The sequence below is a fragment of the Kitasatospora sp. NPDC058444 genome (assembly GCF_042721415.1).
In the GTDB taxonomy this organism is placed as follows: Bacteria; Actinomycetota; Actinomycetes; order Streptomycetales; family Streptomycetaceae; genus Kitasatospora.
The window spans coordinates 1-16,739 of sequence record NZ_JBHXLL010000033.1 but is presented as its reverse complement, the minus strand read 5'-3'; the positions used below and the strand labels follow the sequence as shown (position 1 = coordinate 16,739).

1 protein-coding gene is annotated in these 16,739 nt (G+C 76.1%); it reads right to left on the bottom strand.

What is annotated here, in order from left to right:
• Positions 1 to 65 precede the first annotated feature (65 nt).
• A complete protein-coding gene (locus tag ACFWP2_RS28245) occupies positions 66 to 16,721 on the bottom strand; it encodes a type I polyketide synthase (RefSeq protein ID WP_380456554.1) in 16,656 nt (5,551 codons plus the stop codon).
• Positions 16,722 to 16,739 lie beyond the last annotated feature (18 nt).

Genomic DNA, 16,739 nt, shown 5'->3' with positions numbered 1-16,739 from the left:
TGGTCGAGCAGCTTCTGGTCATCCGCCATGGATCTTCCCCTTCACGAGCTGTGCCCCGACGCCGGTCATGCCGGGCCCCCGAATTCCTTCCGGATGAGGTCGAGGACCTCATCCGCGCTGGCGTCGTCCAGCGCGTCGTCCGTCTTCTTCTCTCCCGTGTCCGCCAGGCGGGCCAGCAGGCCCTGGAGCCGGGCGGCGACGTCCGCCCGTTCCCGCTCGTCGGCGTCGAGCCGCAGCAGCCTGGCCTCCAGCCGGTCCAGGTCCGCCGCCAGGTCGACCGTCCGGTCGGCCTCCTCGGGCAGCAGCAGGCTGCCGAGGTGGGCGCCGAGCGCGAGGGGCGTCGGGTGGTCGAACACCAGCGTGGCCGGCAGGTTGAGGCCGGTCTCGTGGTGCAGCAGGTTGCGGAACTCCACCGCGATCAGCGAGTCGAAGCCGATCGAGCGGAACGCCTGGTCCGGTGCGACGGCCTCGGCACTGTCGCGGCCGAGGACCGCGGCGGCCCGGGCGCGGACCAGGTCGAGCAGCATCCGCTGCCGCTGCGGCGCGGGCAGCGCCGCCAGCTCCTGGCGCAGCCCGGCGGCCCCGTCGGCGGTGACCGCCTCCGGCACCAGCGGGACCAGCGCCGCGAACTCCGCCAGGTCGCGCATCAGCGGGTTCGGCCGCGTCCCGGCGAACCGGGGCGCGAAGGTGGGCCAGTCGATGTCCGCGACCACCAGGTTGGGCCGGTCCTCGCCGATCGCCCTGGCCAGCGCCCGGACCGCCGAGCCGGGGTCCATCGCCGGGACGCCGCTGCGGCGCAGTCGGTCCGTCACCACCTGGCCGGTGGCCATGCCGTCCTGCGCCCACGGGCCCCAGGCCACCGACACGCCGGGCAGGCCCCGGTCGTGCCGGTGCTCCATCCAGGCGTCCAGGAAGGCGTTGGCCGCGGCGTAGTTGCCCTGCCCGGTGCTGCCGATGGTGCCGGCGAGCGAGGAGAACGCGACGAAGAAGTCCAGGTCGCCGGTGAGTTCGTCCAGGTGCACCAGGCCGGACGCCTTCGCCGCCAGGACGGTCGCGAACCGCTCCGGGGTGAGGGAGTCGAGCGTGCCGTCGTCCAGGACGCCGGCGGCGTGCACGACGCCGATCAGCGGGGCGTCGGACGGCACCCGGGCCAGCACCGCCGCCAGCGCGTCCCGGTCGGCGGCGTCGCAGGCCGCGACGGTCGCCTCGGCGCCCAGTTCGGCGAGTTCGGCGACCAGTTCGGCGGCGCCGGGCGCCTCCGGACCCCGGCGGCCGGTCAGCAGCAGCCGGGTGACGCCGGACGCGGCGAGCCAGCGGGCGACCACCGCGCCCAGCGCGCCGGTTCCGCCGGTCACCAGCACCGTGCCGGGGCGGGACGGCGCCCACGAGGGTTCCGCCGCCCCGTCGGTGGCGTCGACCCGGACGAGGCGCCGGACGAGGGCCTCGCCCGTACCGCGCACCGCGACCTGGTCCTCGCCGGGCGTTCCGCCCAGCACCGCGGCCAGCGTCCGGCCGGCCGCGGCGTCCACGGTCTCCGGCAGGTCGACCAGACCGCCCCAGCGCTGCGGGTGCTCCAGCGCGGCCACCCGGCCGAGGCCCCACACCTGCGCCTGCACCGGGTCGGCGAGCACGTCGCCGGGGCCGGTCCGGACGGCGCCGCGGGTGAGCGTCCACAGCGGCGCCTTCAGGTTGGCCTCGCCGAGTGCCTGCACCGTCACCAGGGTGGCGGCCACGGCCGGCGGGACGGCGGGGCCGTCGGCGTCCGGGCCGTCGTGGGCGGCGGCCAGCAGCACCGTGCCGGCCACGTCGGGCACGCCCTCGACCGCGTCCAGGAGGCGGGCCGCGAGGGCGGCCCGGTCGAGGTCCGCCGGGTCCAGCGCGAGGTCGACGGTGCCCGCCCCGGCGGAGCGGATCGCCGTGCGCACGCCCTCGGCCAGTTCCCGGTCGGTCCCGTCGAGGACGACGACCAGCCAGTTGCCGTCCAGCTCGGGCTCGGCGGCCGGGGCCGGCAGCGGCTTCCAGGTGACCTGGTAGCGCCAGGAGTCGAGCACCGAGTCCCGGCGGCGCAGCCGGCGCCAGGAGGAGAGCGCGGGCAGGATCTCGCCGAGCACCTCGGAACGCCCGTCGAGGCGCAGCGTGTCCGCCAGCTCGTCCAGGTCCTCGCGCTCGACGGCCTCCCAGAACCGGGACTCCACGGCGTCCCCGGCGGGCACCGGCGCGGGCGCCGGGGTCGGCCAGAACCGCTCGTGGTGGAAGGCGTAGGCGGGCAGGTCGATCCGCCGGCCGTACGGCAGGACCGCCGGCCAGTCGACCTCGACGCCGGCCGTCCAGAGCCGGGCCGGCGCGTGCAGCGCCGTCACGGCCTCGTTCCGGTCGCGCCGCATCACGGGGGTGAAAACGGCCTCGGAGACGGACTGCTGGGCCATCGCGCAGAGCACGCCGTCCGGGCCGAGCTCCACGAAGCGGGTGACGCCCTCGCGGTGCAGCGCCTCGACGCCGTCGGCGAAGCGGACCGCCTCGCGGACGTGGCGCACCCAGTATTCCGGGGTGGACAGCTGTCCGGGCCCGGCGAGTTCGCCGGTCAGGTTGGAGACGACCGGGATCAGCGGCTCGGCGAAGGTCAACCCGCCGAGCACGGCGGCGAATTCGGCGAGCATCGGCTCCATCAGCGCCGAGTGGAAGGCGTGCGAGACCGTCAGGCGACGGGTCTTGCGACCCTCGGCCTTCCAGCGCTCCGCGAACTCCTCGATCGCCTCGGTCAGGCCCGAAACCACCACCGAGGAAGGCCCGTTGACGGCGGCGACGTCCAGCCGCTCGCCGATCTCCGCCCGCACCTCCGCCTCGGTCGCCTCGACCGCCAGCATCGCGCCACCGCTCGGCAGCGCATCCATCAGCCGGCCGCGCGCCGCCACCAGGGCGCAGGCATCCGCCAGCGAGAACACCCCGGCCACGTGCGCCGCCGCCACCTCACCGATCGAGTGCCCGAGCAGGAACTCCGGTGCGATGCCCCAGGATTCGAGCAGTCGGAAGGTCGCCACCTCGACGGCGAACAGCCCGGCCTGGGCCCAGACCGTCCGGTCCAGGTCCTCCGCGCCCTCGAACACGACATCCTTGACCGGCCGGTCGAGGAGCAGGTCGAGCTCCGCGCAGACCGCGTCGAAGGCCTCGGCGAACACCGGCTGCGCCTCGTACAGTTCGCGGCCCATGCCGGCCCGCTGGGCGCCCTGCCCGGTGAACAGGAAGGCCGTCCGGCCCTCCTGCACGGTGCCGGTGACCACGGCCGCCGAGAAGGCCGCCGAGGCGAGGGCCCCGGTGCCCGAGCGCAGCGCGTCCCGGTCGCCGCCGAGCACGACCGCGCGGTGGGCCAGCCCGGCCCGTCCGGTCGCCAGCGACCAGGCCGCGTCGACCGGGTCGACCGGGTCGTGCTCGGGTCGGGCGTCCAGGTACTCGGCCAGTCGTCCCGCCTGGGCGCGCAGCGACTCGGCGCTCTGCCCGGACAGCAGCCAGGGCAGGCCGCCGGCCGGAACGGTCGCCGGGGGCCGCGCCGGGTCCGCTGCCGGTTCCACCGCCGGGGCGGACTCCAGGATGACGTGGGCGTTGGTGCCGCTGATCCCGAAGGAGGAGACACCCGCGCGGCGCGGACGGTCCACCTCGGGCCACGGCCGTGCCTCGGTCACCAGCTCGACCGCACCCGCCGACCAGTCCACCTGCGGGGACGGCTCGTCCACGTGCAGGGTCGCCGGGAGCACGCCGTGCCGCATCGCCAGCACCATCTTGATGATGCCCGCGACGCCGGCGGCGGCCTGGGTGTGGCCGATGTTGGACTTGATCGAGCCCAGCCAGAGCGGCTCGCCCGCCCGCTCCCGGCCGTAGGTCGCGAGCAGCGCCTGGGCCTCGATCGGGTCGCCCAGCGAGGTGCCGGTGCCGTGCGCCTCGACGGCGTCCACCTCGGCGGCCGACAGGCGGGCGTTCGCCAGCGCCTGGCGGATCACCCGCTGCTGGGCCGGGCCGTTGGGGGCGGTGAGTCCGTTGGACGCGCCGTCCTGGTTGACCGCGCTGCCCCGCACCACGGCCAGCACCCGGTGCCCGTTGCGGCGCGCGTCCGACAGCCGCTCGACCAGCAGCACGCCCACGCCCTCGCCCCAGCCCGTACCGTCCGCACCGGCCGCGAAGGCCTTGCAGCGGCCGTCCGCCGCCAGCCCGCCCTGCCGGGCGAACTCGCCGAACACACCGGGCGTGGACATCACGGTGACACCGCCGGCCAGCGCCAGCTCGCACTCCCCGCGCCGCAGCGCCTGCGCCGCGAGGTGCAGGGCGACCAGCGAGGCGGAGCACGCGGTGTCCACCGTCATCGCCGGGCCTTCGAGGCCGAAGGCGTACGCCACCCGGCCGGAGAGCACCGCCGCCGCGTTGCCGGTGGCGACGTGGCCCTCGACCTTGTCCGCCGAGGCGGCGAGCAGCGTCGGGTAGTCCTGGCCGTTGGTGCCCGCGAAGACGCCCACGGACCGGCCCCGCGCCGACCGCGGGTCCATCCCGGCGGACTCGAAGGTCTCCCAGACCGTCTCCAGCAGCAGGCGCTGCTGGGGGTCCATCGCCAGCGCCTCGCGCGGCGAGATCCCGAACAGCGTCGCGTCGAACTCCGCGACACCGTCGAGGAATCCGCCCACGGCCGCGTACGAGTCCGAACGGTCGGCGAGGTCCCAGCCGCGGTCGGCGGGAAAGCCGGTCATCGCGTCGCCGTCGCCGGCGAGCAGCGCCCACAGGGCCTCCGGGGTCCGGGCGCCGCCCGGGAACCGGCAGGCCATGCCGACGATCGCGATCGGCTCGTCCTCGGCGGCGACGGTGCCGGTGCCCGGTGCCGTGACGGGCTCGGCCGAGCCGTACAGCTCGCCGAGCAGGAACGCGCCCAGCGCGGTCGGCGTCGGGTGGTCGAAGACCAGCGTGGCCGGCAGCCGGAGACCGGTGCGGGCACCGATCAGGTTCCGGAAGGCCACCGCGGTCAGCGAGTCGAAGCCGATGTCGCGGAAGGCCCGGCCCGGCTCCACGCTCGCGCCGGAGGCGTGTCCGAGCACAGCGGCGGCACTGCCGCGGATCAGATCCAGCAGGGCCCGCTCGCGCTGGGCGGCGGGCAGTTCCGCCAGGCCCTGCGGTCCGGTCTGTTCCGCCTCGGCCCGGTCGGACCGGTCCGACCGCCCGGTCGGCGCCGCTTCGGGCAGCTCGGCCAGCAGCGGGCTGGTCCTGGCCCCGGCGAAGGCGGGCAGCATCCGCGCCCAGTCGACGTCGGCGATCGCCACGAAGTCCTCGCCGTCGTCGACGGCCCTGGCCATCGCCTCCATCGCCAACCGGGCGTCCATCGGCGTCAGTCCGGCGCGCCGGACCCGGTCGGCCACCACCTGCTCGGTGGCCATGCCCTGCTCCGCCCAGGCGCCCCAGGCGATCGAGAGTCCGGCGAGGCCGCGGTCGCGGCGCCGCTGGATCCAGGCGTCCAGGAAGGCGTTGGCCGCGGCGTAGTTGCCCTGCCCGGCACTGCCCAGGGTGCCCGCCAGCGAGGAGAACACCACGAACAGGTCGAGGTCCAGACCGGCGGTCAGCTCGTCCAGGTGCAGCAGACCGCCGACCTTGCCGGCGTAGACCGTCGCGAAGCGCTCGGCGCTCTGGGCGGTCAGCACGCCGTCGTCCACCACGCCCGCGGTGTGCACCACCCCGGTCAGCGGCAGGTCGACGGGGATCTCCGACAGCAGGGCGGCGACCGCGTCGCGGTCCGCCACATCACAGGCCGCGACCGTCACCCGGGCACCCAGACCGGTCAGTTCGGCCACCAGGGCATCCGCGCCCGGCGTGTCCGCGCCCCGACGGCCGGTCAGCACCAGGTGCGGCACCCCGCGCCCGGCCAGCCAGCGCGCCACCGACGCACCCAGCGCACCGAGGCCACCCGTGACCAGCACCGTGCCGGACGGAGTCCAGGCACCGGACCGACCGGCAGGCTGCGGCGCATGCGCGAACCTGCGGCCGTAGACGCCGGAGGAACGCACCGCGACCTGGTCCTCGGCACCGCCGAGCACCGCCACCAGCCGGCGCCCGGCCCGCTCGTCCAGCACCGGCGGAAGATCGACCAACCCGCCCCAGACTTCCGGCAGTTCCAGCGCCGCCACCCGACCCAGACCCCAGACCTGCGCCTGCGCCGGGTCCGCCGGCCGGTCCGCCCGGCCCACCGACACCGCACCGGCCGTCACCGACCACACCTTGGCCCGCACACCGGCGTCGGCGAGGGCGTGCAGCAGGGTCAGCGTGGCGATCACCCCGGCCGGGACCACCGCGCCCTCGGCCTGCGGCGCGTCCTCGACGGCGAGCAGCGAGAGCACACCCGCGAACTCGCCCGTCAACTCACCGATGCGAGAAGCAAGTTCCTCGCGTCCAGCGCCGTCGACGGCCAGCGGCACGACCTCGGCCCCGGCCGCGACCAGCGCCGCCTCCACACCGTCCACCGCCGCGCCCGTGGCCGTCACCAGCAGCCAGCGACCGGACAGCCGCCCGTCCGCCAGACCACCCAGCGGCTTCCACGCCACCCGGTACCGCCAGGAATCCACCACCGAGTCCACCCGGCGCCGCTGCCGCCACGAGGACAGCACCGGCAGGACGGACTCCAACTCCCCGGGTGCCTCGGCGAGTTCCAGGGCCGCGGCGAGTTCGCCGAGGTCCTGGCTCTCGACGGCGTCCCAGAAGCGGGCCTCGTCCGGGTCGGCCACGACGGCCGCGCCGAGCGCGGCCTTCGGCCAGTAGCGGTCCCGCTGGAAGGCATAGGTCGGCAGCGGGACCGGGTGGTCGGCGGGCAGCAGCCCGGACCAGTCGATCTCCGCCCCGGCCGTCCAGAGCGTGGCGAGCGCCCGCAGCGCCGTCTCCTGGTCGTCCCGGTCCTTGCGCAGCAGCGGCGCGCAGACCGCGTCGGGGAGGATCCGGCCGGCCAGCGCGGCCAGCACGCCGTCCGGGCCGAGCTCCACGAAGCGGGTGACGCCCTCGCGGTGCAGCACCTCGACGCCGTCGGCGAAGCGGACCGCCTCGCGCACGTGGCGCACCCAGTAGTCGGGCGTGGACAGCTGTCCGGGCCCGGCGAGTTCGCCGGTCAGGTTGGAGACGACCGGGATCAGCGGCTCGGCGAACGTCAACCCGCCGAGCACGGCGGCGAATTCGGCGAGCATCGGCTCCATCAGCGCCGAGTGGAAGGCGTGCGAGACCGTCAGGCGACGGATCTTGCGACCCTCCGCCTTCCAGCGCTCCGCGAACTCCTCGACGGCTTCCGTCAGGCCCGAAACCACCACCGAGGAAGGCCCGTTGACGGCCGCGACGTCCAGCCGCTCGCCGATCTCCGCCCGCACCTCCGCCTCGGTCGCCTCGACCGCCAGCATCGCGCCACCGCTCGGCAGCGCCTGCATCAACCGACCGCGCGCCGCCACCAGGGCGCAGGCATCCGCCAGCGAGAACACCCCGGCCACGTGCGCCGCCGCGATCTCACCGATCGAGTGCCCGAGCAGGAAGTCGGCCGTGACGCCCAGGGATTCGAGCAGCCGGTACGAGGCGACCTCGACGGCGAACAGCCCGGCCTGGGTCCAGACCGTACGGTCCAGATCCTCGACGCCCTCGAACACGACGTCCTTCACCGGACGGTCCAGCAGCAGGTCGAACTCCGCGCAGACCGCGTCGAAGGCCTCGGCGAACACCGGGAACGCCTCGTACAACCCGCGGCCCATGCCCGCCCGCTGCGCGCCCTGACCGGTGAACAGGAAGGCCGTCCGCCCCTCGGCCGTGACGCCCGAGACCACCCGGGCCGACGGCTCGCCCGCCGCCAGCGCGCCCAGGCCGTCCAGCAGCGCCGCCCGGTCACCGCCGAGCACCACCGCACGGTGGTCCAGCGCGGCACGGGACACCAGCTCCCTGGCCACCCGCGTCGGCGCGAACTCCGGCTCACCCGTGAGGAACGCGGCCAGTCGCCCGGCCTGTGCCGACAGCGCGGAAGCCGTCCGCCCCGACACCGGCCACGGCAGCACACCGTCGATGTCCGCGGGCTCCTGCGCCGGCGCCGGGGGCGCGGCCTCCAGGATGACGTGGGCGTTGGTGCCGCTGATCCCGAAGGAGGAGACGCCCGCGCGGCGCGGCCGGTCCACCTCGGGCCACGGCCGGGACTCGCTCAGCAGCTCGACCGCACCGGTCGACCAGTCCACCTGCGAGGTCCGCCGCTCCGCGTACAGGGTGGCGGGCAGCACGCCGTGCCGCATCGCCTGCACCATCTTGATGATGCCCGCGACACCGGCGGCGGCCTGGGTGTGCCCGATGTTGGACTTGATCGAGCCCAGCCAGAGCGGCTCACCGGCGCGCTCCTGGCCATAGGTGGCCAGCAGCGCCTGGGCCTCGATCGGGTCGCCGAGCGAGGTGCCGGTGCCGTGCGCCTCGACCGCGTCCACGTCGGCCGGCTCCAGGCGGGCATCGGCGAGCGCCTGACGGATCACCCGCTCCTGCGAAGGACCGTTCGGCGCCGTCAGACCGTTCGAGGCGCCGTCCTGGTTGACCGCGCTCCCCCGCACCACCGCGAGCACCCGGTGCCCGTTGCGCTGCGCGTCCGAGAGCCGCTCCAGCACCAGCAGGCCCACACCCTCCGACCAGCCGGTGCCGTCCGCCTCGGCCGAGAAGGCCTTGCAGCGGCCGTCGGAGGCCAGTCCGCCCTGCCGGGCGAACTCGGCGAAGGCCGTGTTGGTGGACATCACGGTGACACCGCCGGCCAGCGCCAGCTCGCACTCCCCTCGGCGCAGCGCCTGCGCCGCGAGGTGAAGGGCGACCAGCGAGGCGGAGCAGGCGGTGTCCACCGTCATCGCCGGGCCTTCGAGCCCGAAGGCGTACGCCACCCGGCCGGAGAGCACGGAGGCGGCGTTGCCGGTCAGCACGTGCCCCTCGACCTCCTCGTCCGAGGCGGCGAGCAGGGTGCCGTAGTCCTGGCCGTTGGTGCCGACGAAGACGCCGACGGGCGCGCCGTGGACGGACAGCGGGTCGGTGCCCGCCGATTCGAAGGCCTCCCAGGACGCCTCGAGGAGCAGGCGCTGTTGGGGGTCCATCGCCAGCGCCTCGCGCGGCGAGATGCCGAACAGCGTCGCGTCGAAGTCGGTCGCGTGCCGGAGGAAGCCGCCCTCCGGCGCGTACGTCCCGGCGGCGCGGTCGAGGTCCCAGCCGCGGTCGGTCGGGAACGGGCCGACGCCGTCCACGCCGTCGGCCAGCAGCTGCCACAGTTCGGCGGGCGTGCCGACGTCGCCGGGGAAGCGGCAGCTCATGCCGACGATCACGACCGGCTCGTCGGTCCCGGCCGGTGCGGGCGCCATCGCCTCGGTCAGCAGGGTCCGGTCGCCGAGCATCAGGCCGAGCAGGTGGTCGGCGAGCCGGGTGGGCGTCGGGTGGTCGAACACGAGCGTCGTCGGCAGCCGCAGTTCGGTCTCAGCGCTGAGCCGGTTGCGCAGTTCGACGGCGGTCAGCGAGTCGAAGCCCAGCTCCCGGAAGGCCCGGGCGGGCGCCACGGCGTCGACCGAGGCGTGGCCGAGGACGGACGCGGCCTGGGCCCGGACGACGTCGAGCAGCAGCTGCCGGCGCCGGCCGGCGGGAGCGGAGGCCAGCTCGGAGCGCATCGGCGCGGGAGTGTCCGCCCCGGCGGGCGCGGTCCGTACGGCGGCCTCCGGCAGGTCCGCGAGCAGGGTGCTCGGGCGGGAGCCGGTGAAGCCGCCGAGGAACTGCGGCCAGTCGATGTCCGCGACGCTGATGTCGGTCTCGTCGTGGTCGACGGCCTTGGCCAGGGCCTGGATCGCGGGCTCCGGGTCCATCGGCACCACGCCGCCGCGCCGGAGCCGCTCGACGACCACCTCGCCGGTGGCGAGGCCGTCCTGCGCCCAGGCGCCCCAGGCGATCGAGAGTCCGGCGAGGCCGCGGTCGCGGCGCTGCTGGATCCAGGCGTCCAGGAAGGCGTTGGCCGCGGCGTAGTTGCCCTGCCCGGCACTGCCCAGGGTGCCCGCCAGCGAGGAGAACACCACGAACAGGTCGAGCTCCAGACCGGCGGTCAGCTCGTCCAGGTGCAGCAGACCGCCGACCTTGCCGGCGAAGACGGTCGCGAAGCGCTCGGGCGACTGCGCGTCCAGCATGCCGTCGTCCACCACGCCCGCGGTGTGCACCACCCCGGTCAGCGGCAGGTCGACGGGTACCGCGGCCAGGACGGCGGCGACCGCATCGCGGTCCGCCACGTCACAGGCCGCGACCGTCACCCGGGCACCCAGACCGGTCAGTTCGGCCACCAGGGCATCCGCGCCCGGCGTGTCCGCGCCCCGACGGCCGGTCAGCACCAGGTGCGGCACCCCGCGCCCGGCCAGCCAGCGCGCCACCGACGCACCCAGCGCACCAAGGCCACCCGTGACCAGCACCGTCCCGGACGGAGTCCAGGCACCGGACCGCCCGGTGGGCGGTACGGCCCGGACGAACCTGCGGCCGTAGACGCCCGAGGAACGCACCGCGACCTGGTCCTCGGCACCACCGAGCACCGCCACCAGCCGACGCCCGGCCCGCTCGTCCACCACCGGCGGAAGATCGACCAACCCGCCCCACAGATCCGGCAGTTCCAGCGCCGCCACCCGACCCAGACCCCAGACCTGCGCCTGCCACGGGCTCGCCAGCCGGTCCGCCCGACCCACCGACACCGCACCGGCGGTCGCCGACCACACCTTGGCCCGCACACCGGCGTCACCGAGCGCCTGCAACAGCGCCAGCGTGGCCGGCGCTCCGGCCGACACCGGAGAGCGCTCGCCCTGCGGCTCCTCGACGGCGAGCAGCGAGAGCACACCCGCGAACTCGCCCGTCAACTCACCGATCCGAGAAGCAAGTTCCTCGCGTCCAGCGCCGTCGACGGCCAGCGGCACGACCTCGGCCCCGGCCGCGACCAGCGCCGCCTCCACACCGTCCACCGCCGCGCCCGTGGCCGTCACCAGCAGCCAGCGACCGGACAGCCGCCCGTCCGCCAGACCACCCAGCGGCTTCCACGTCACCCGATACCGCCAGGAATCCACCACCGAATCCACCCGGCGCCGCTGCCGCCACGAGGACAGCACCGGCAGGAGCGAGCGCAGCGCGCCGTCCTCGTCCAGTTCCAGGGACTGCGACAGCTCGGCCAGGTCCCCGCGCTCGACGGCGTCCCAGAACCGGGCCTCGGTCGGGTCGCCCTCGGCCGTCAGGACGGCCTGCTCCAGCCAGTAGTGCTCGCGCTGGAAGGCGTAGGTGGGCAGCTCGACGTGTCCGGCGGCGGGCAGCAGGGAGGCGAAGTCGACGGGCGCGCCCGCGGTCCACGCCTCGGCCAGCGCCACCAGCACCTGCTCGGGGCCGCCCTGGCCGCGCCGCAGCGTACCCAGCACCGCCGCCTCGGCCTCCACCGCATCGGCGGTCTCCTGGACGCCGACGGTCAGCACCGGGTGCGGGCTGCACTCCACGAACACCGACCGGCCGCTGCCCAGCAGAGCGCGGGTGGCCTCCTCGAAGCGCACCGGGGAACGCAGGTTGTCGAACCAGTACCCGGCGTCCATCCGCGCCGTGTCGATCGGGGTGCCGGTCAGCGTGGAGTACAGCGGCACACCGGAGGTCACCGGAACGACCTCGGCCAGCTCGGCCAGGATGCGCTCACGCAGGCGGTCGACCTGCGCCGAGTGCGAGGCGTAGTCCACCGGAATCCGGCGGGCCCGCACCTCTCGCGCCTCACACAGCGCCATCAGCTCGTCCAGCGCGCCCGGCTCACCCGAAACCACCGTGGACGAAGGCCCGTTGAACGCCGCCACCGACACCCGGCCGTCGAACGAGCCGATCAGCTCCTCGACCACCGCACTGCCCGCCGCCACCGACACCATCCCGCCGCCACCGGCGAGTTCAGTGATCGCCAGGCTGCGCAGCGCCACCACCCGGGCGCCGTCCGCCACGGACAGCGCACCCGCCACCACCGCCGCCGCGATCTCACCCTGCGAGTGCCCGACCACGGCCGAGGGCTGGACGCCGTGCGCCCGCCACACCTCGGCCAGCGACACCATCACCGCCCACAGCACCGGCTGGACCACGTCCACCCGGTCCAACTCCGCACCCTCACGCAGCACTTCGGTCAGCGACCAGTCCACGAACGGCGCCAGCGCCGCCTCGCACTCCGCCAACCGCCCGGCGAACACCGGCGAAGCCCGCACCAGCTCCCACGCCATACCGACCCACTGCGAGCCCTGACCCGGGAACACGAACACCACGTCACCCGGAACCACCCGGCCCCGGACCACACCCTCACCACCGAGCACCGACAGCCCGTCCAACAGCCCGGCCCGGTCCCCACCCAGCACCACGGCCCGCTGCTCCAGACCCGCCCGGGACAGCAGGGCCGACGCCACGTCCGCCACCGCCACCCCGGGCCGCCCGGCCACGAACTCCCGCAACCGCTCGGCCTGCGCCACCAGCGCCGCCGGCGTCCGACCCGACAGCAGCCACGGCACCGGCCCGTCCACGGCCACGGCCGGCTCCACCGCACGCGGGGCGGGTGCGGATTCCAGGATGACGTGGGCGTTGGTGCCGCTGATCCCGAAGGACGACACACCGGCCCGGCGCGGCCGGTCCGCCTCGGGCCACGGGCGGGCCTCCGTGAGCAGCTCGACCGCGCCCGCCGACCAGTCGACGTGCGGGGACGGCTCGTCCACGTGGAGGGTGGCGGGCAGCACGCCGTGCCGCATCGCCAGCACCATCTTGATCACACCGGCCACACCGGCCGCGGCCTGGGTGTGCCCGATGTTCGACTTGATCGAGCCCAGCCAGAGCGGACGGTCCGCGAACCGCTCCTGGCCGTAGGTGGCCAGCAGCGCCTGGGCCTCGATCGGGTCGCCCAGCTTCGTCCCGGTGCCGTGCGCCTCGACGGCGTCCACCTCGGCGGCCGACAGCCCGGCGTTGGCCAGCGCCTGCCGGATCACCCGCTCCTGCGAAGGACCGTTCGGCGCGGTGAGGCCATTGGAGGCGCCGTCCTGGTTGACCGCGCTCCCCCGCACCACCGCGAGCACCCGGTGCCCGTTGCGCTGCGCGTCGGAGAGCCGCTCCAGCACCAGCAGGCCCACGCCCTCGGACCAGCCGCTGCCGTCCGCCGCCGCCGAGAAGGCCTTGCAGCGGCCGTCGGAGGCGAGGCCGCCCTGCCGGGCGAACTCGGTGAACACCGCGGGCGTGGCGAGCACGGTGACGCCGCCGGCCAGTGCCAGGTCGCAGTCTCCGGAGCGCAGTGCCTGGGCCGCCTGGTGCATCGCCACCAGGGAGGAGGAGCAGGCGGTGTCGACGGTGACGGCCGGGCCCTCCAGCCCGAAGGTGTACGACACCCGGCCGGAGGCGACGCTGCCCGCGTTGCCGGTGCCCAGGAAGCCCTGGACCTCGTCCGGGACGGCTCCGCCGCCGGTCGCGTAGTCGTGGTACATCAGGCCGGCGTAGACGCCCGTCCGGCTGCCGCGCAGCGCGGTCGGGTCCAGGCCCGCGCTCTCGAAGGCCTCCCAGGACGCCTCGAGGAGCAGGCGCTGCTGCGGGTCCATGGCCAGCGCCTCGCGCGGCGAGATCCCGAACAGTCCGGCGTCGAAGCGTGCGGCGTCGTGCAGGAAGCCGCCCTCGAAGACGGTCGCGGAGCCCGCGTTCTCGCCCGCGTACACCGCGGCGACGTCCCAGCCGCGGTCGGTCGGGAAGGAGGAGATGCCGTCCCCGCCGGCGGCCAGCAGCGCCCACAGGCGGTCCGGGTCGGTGACGCCGCCGGGGTAGCGGCAGCTCATGCCGACGATGGCGATCGGCTCGTCGAGGGCGACCGCGGTCGCGGCGGGCTTCGCCGCGGCGGCCGGTTCCGCCGGCTGCCGGCCGAGCAGCTGTCCGCGGACGAACTCGGCCAGCACGGCCGGGGTCGGGTGGTCGAAGACCAGGGTCGCGGGCAGCCGCAGGCCGGTGACCTCCTGGAGCCGGTTGCGCAGCCGGACGGCGAGCAGCGAGTCGAAGCCGAGGTCCTTGAAGGCCCGGCCGGGCTCGACGGCGGCCGCTCCGGTGTGGCCGAGGACGGCGGCGACCTCGGTGGCGAGCAGTTCGGTGACCGTCCTGGCGCGCTCGGCCTCGGTGAGGCCGGCCAGCCGCTGGGCGAGCCCGCCGGTGCCGGTCGCGGCGGCGGCGGCGCGGCGCGGGGCCGGGCGGACCAGGGCGCGCAGCAGCGGCGGCACCTCGCCGTCCCGGCCCGCGGCCGGCCGCAGCCGGATCGGCAGCAGGGACGGTCGGGCGGAGCCGAGGGCCGCGTCGAACAGGGCGAGTCCGTCGGCGTCGCTCAGCGACTCGGCGGTGCGCGAGGCCCGGGCGACCTGGTCGGTGGACAGGTGTCCGGTCATCCCGCTGGCGCTGGCCCACAGGCCCCAGCCGAGCGAGAGGGCGGGCAGGCCGGCGGCGGCCCGGCGGGCGGCCAGCGCGTCCAGGGCGGCGTTGGCGGCCGCGTAGCCGGCCTGGCCCTCGGGGCCGAAGGTGCCGGCGGCGGAGGAGAACAGCACGAACATCGTGAGGTCGCGGTCGGCGGTCAGCTCGTGCAGGTTCAGCGCCGCGACCGCCTTGGGGCGCAGCACCGCGGCCAGCCGGTCGGCGTCGTACGAGGTGACGGTGCCGTCGTCGATGACGCCGGCGGCGTGGACGACGCCGGTGACGGGGTGTTCGTCCAGCACGGCGGCGAGCGCCTCGCGGTCGGCGGCGTCGCAGGCGACGACGGTCGCCTCGGCGCCCAGCGCCCGCAGCTCCTCGACCAGTTCGGCCGCGCCGGGGCTGTCGGCGCCCCGGCGGGCGAGCAGCACCAGGTGGCGCACCCGGTGACGGGCGGCCAGGTGGCGGGCGACCAGGCCGCCCAGGGTTCCGGTGCCGCCGGTGATCAGTACCGTCCCGGGCAGCTCGGGCGTGTCCGTCGCGGGGGTGCGGACCAGGCGCGGGACGAGCGGGGCGCCGTCGCGCAGCGCGGTCCTGGGCTCGGTGTCGGCGGCGGCCGGCCAGCCTCCGCCGTCCCCGGCCGGGTCGCGGTCGACCAGGACGAAGCTGCCGGGGTGCTCGGCCTGGGCCGAGGCCACCAGGCCGTGCACGGCCGCGCCGGCGAGGTCGGCGCCCTCGCCGACGGCGCCGCGGGTCAGCAGGACCAGCCGGGAGGAGCCGAGCCGCTCCTCGGCGAGCCAGGCGCGGAGCAGGCCGAGGACGTCGGAGCCGGTGCGCAGCACGGCCTCGGCATCGCTGCCCGCCGGGACGGGCAGGGCGACGACGGCCGGGGCGGGCGCGCCCGCGTCGAGGGCGGCGGTCAGTGCGGCGAGGTCGGCGTGGCGGACGGCCTGCGGCAGTCCGGCGTCGTCGGGGCCGAGCACCGCCCAGTCGGTGGTGTCGGGGGCCGCGGCCGGGTCGGTCGCGGGCACCCAGTCCAGGGCGAACAGGGCGTCGTGGACGCCGCGCGCGCCGCCGCCGTCCAAGGCCTCGGGGGTGACCTCCCGGGCGGTCAGCGCGTCGACGGCGAACACGGGTGCGCCGGTGGGGTCGGCGGCCCGCACGGTGGTTCCGCCGGGGCCGTGGGTCAGGGCGACGCGCAGCGAGGTGGCGCCGACGGCCTGGAGCGAGACGCCGGTCCAGGCGAAGGGCAGCCTGGTCCCCGCCTCGGCGTCGAGGGCGGCGGCGTGCAGGGCGGCGTCCAGCAGGGCGGGGTGCACGCCGTAGCCGTCGGCCTGGACGTCCCGGGGCAGGGCGACCTCGGCGTAGACGGTGGCGCCGTCCCGCCAGGCGGCCCGCAGGCCCTGGAAGGCGGGGCCGTAGCCGTAGCCGGCCTCGGTGAGCGCGGTGTAGAAGCCGGCCAGGTCGACGGGCCGGGCGCCGGCGGGCGGCCACTGGGCGTGGTCGAAGCCGGCGGCGGGCGCGTCGGCGCCGAGCAGGCCGGTGGCGTGGCAGGTCCACGGCGCGTCCTCGCCGGGGCGGGAGGACACCTCCACGGTGCGGTCGCCCGCGCCGTCCGCCGGGCCGACGGCGACCTGGACGGCCACCCCGTCCGCCGCGGTCAGCACCAGCGGGGCCTGGAGGACCAGTTCCCGCAGCAGGGCGGAGCCGGCCTGTTCGCCGGCCCGCAGGGCCATCTCGACGAAGGCGGCGCCGGGCACCAGGGTGCGGCCGAGCACGGTGTGGTCGGCCAGCCACGGGTGGCCGGCCGTGGAGAGCCGTCCGGTCAGGACGACGCCGTCGTGGGCGAGCGGCACGGCGGCCCGCAGCAGCGGGTGGCCGGCGGTGACCTGGCCGACGGCGGCGGCGTCGTGCGCCGCGAGGGGCCTGGGCCAGTAGCGCTCGCGCTGGAAGGCGTACGTGGGCAGGGCGACGGGCCTGGCGGCGGGCAGCACGCCGGTGGCGTCCACCGGCACGCCGGCCGTCCAGAGTTCGGCGAGGACGGTCAGGAAGCGCTCGGCGCCGCCGTCCTCGCGCCGGAGGGTGCCGACCACGGTGAGCGGGGTGCCGGTGTCCTCGGCGGTCTCCTGGAGGGCGACCGAGACGACGGGGTGGGGGCTGCACTCGACGAACACCGTGCGGCCGTCGGCCAGCAGGGCACGGGTGGCCTGCTCGAACAGGACGGTGGACCGCAGGTTGTCGTACCAGTACCCGGCGTCCATCCGCGCGGTGTCGATCGGCTCGCCGGTCAGCGT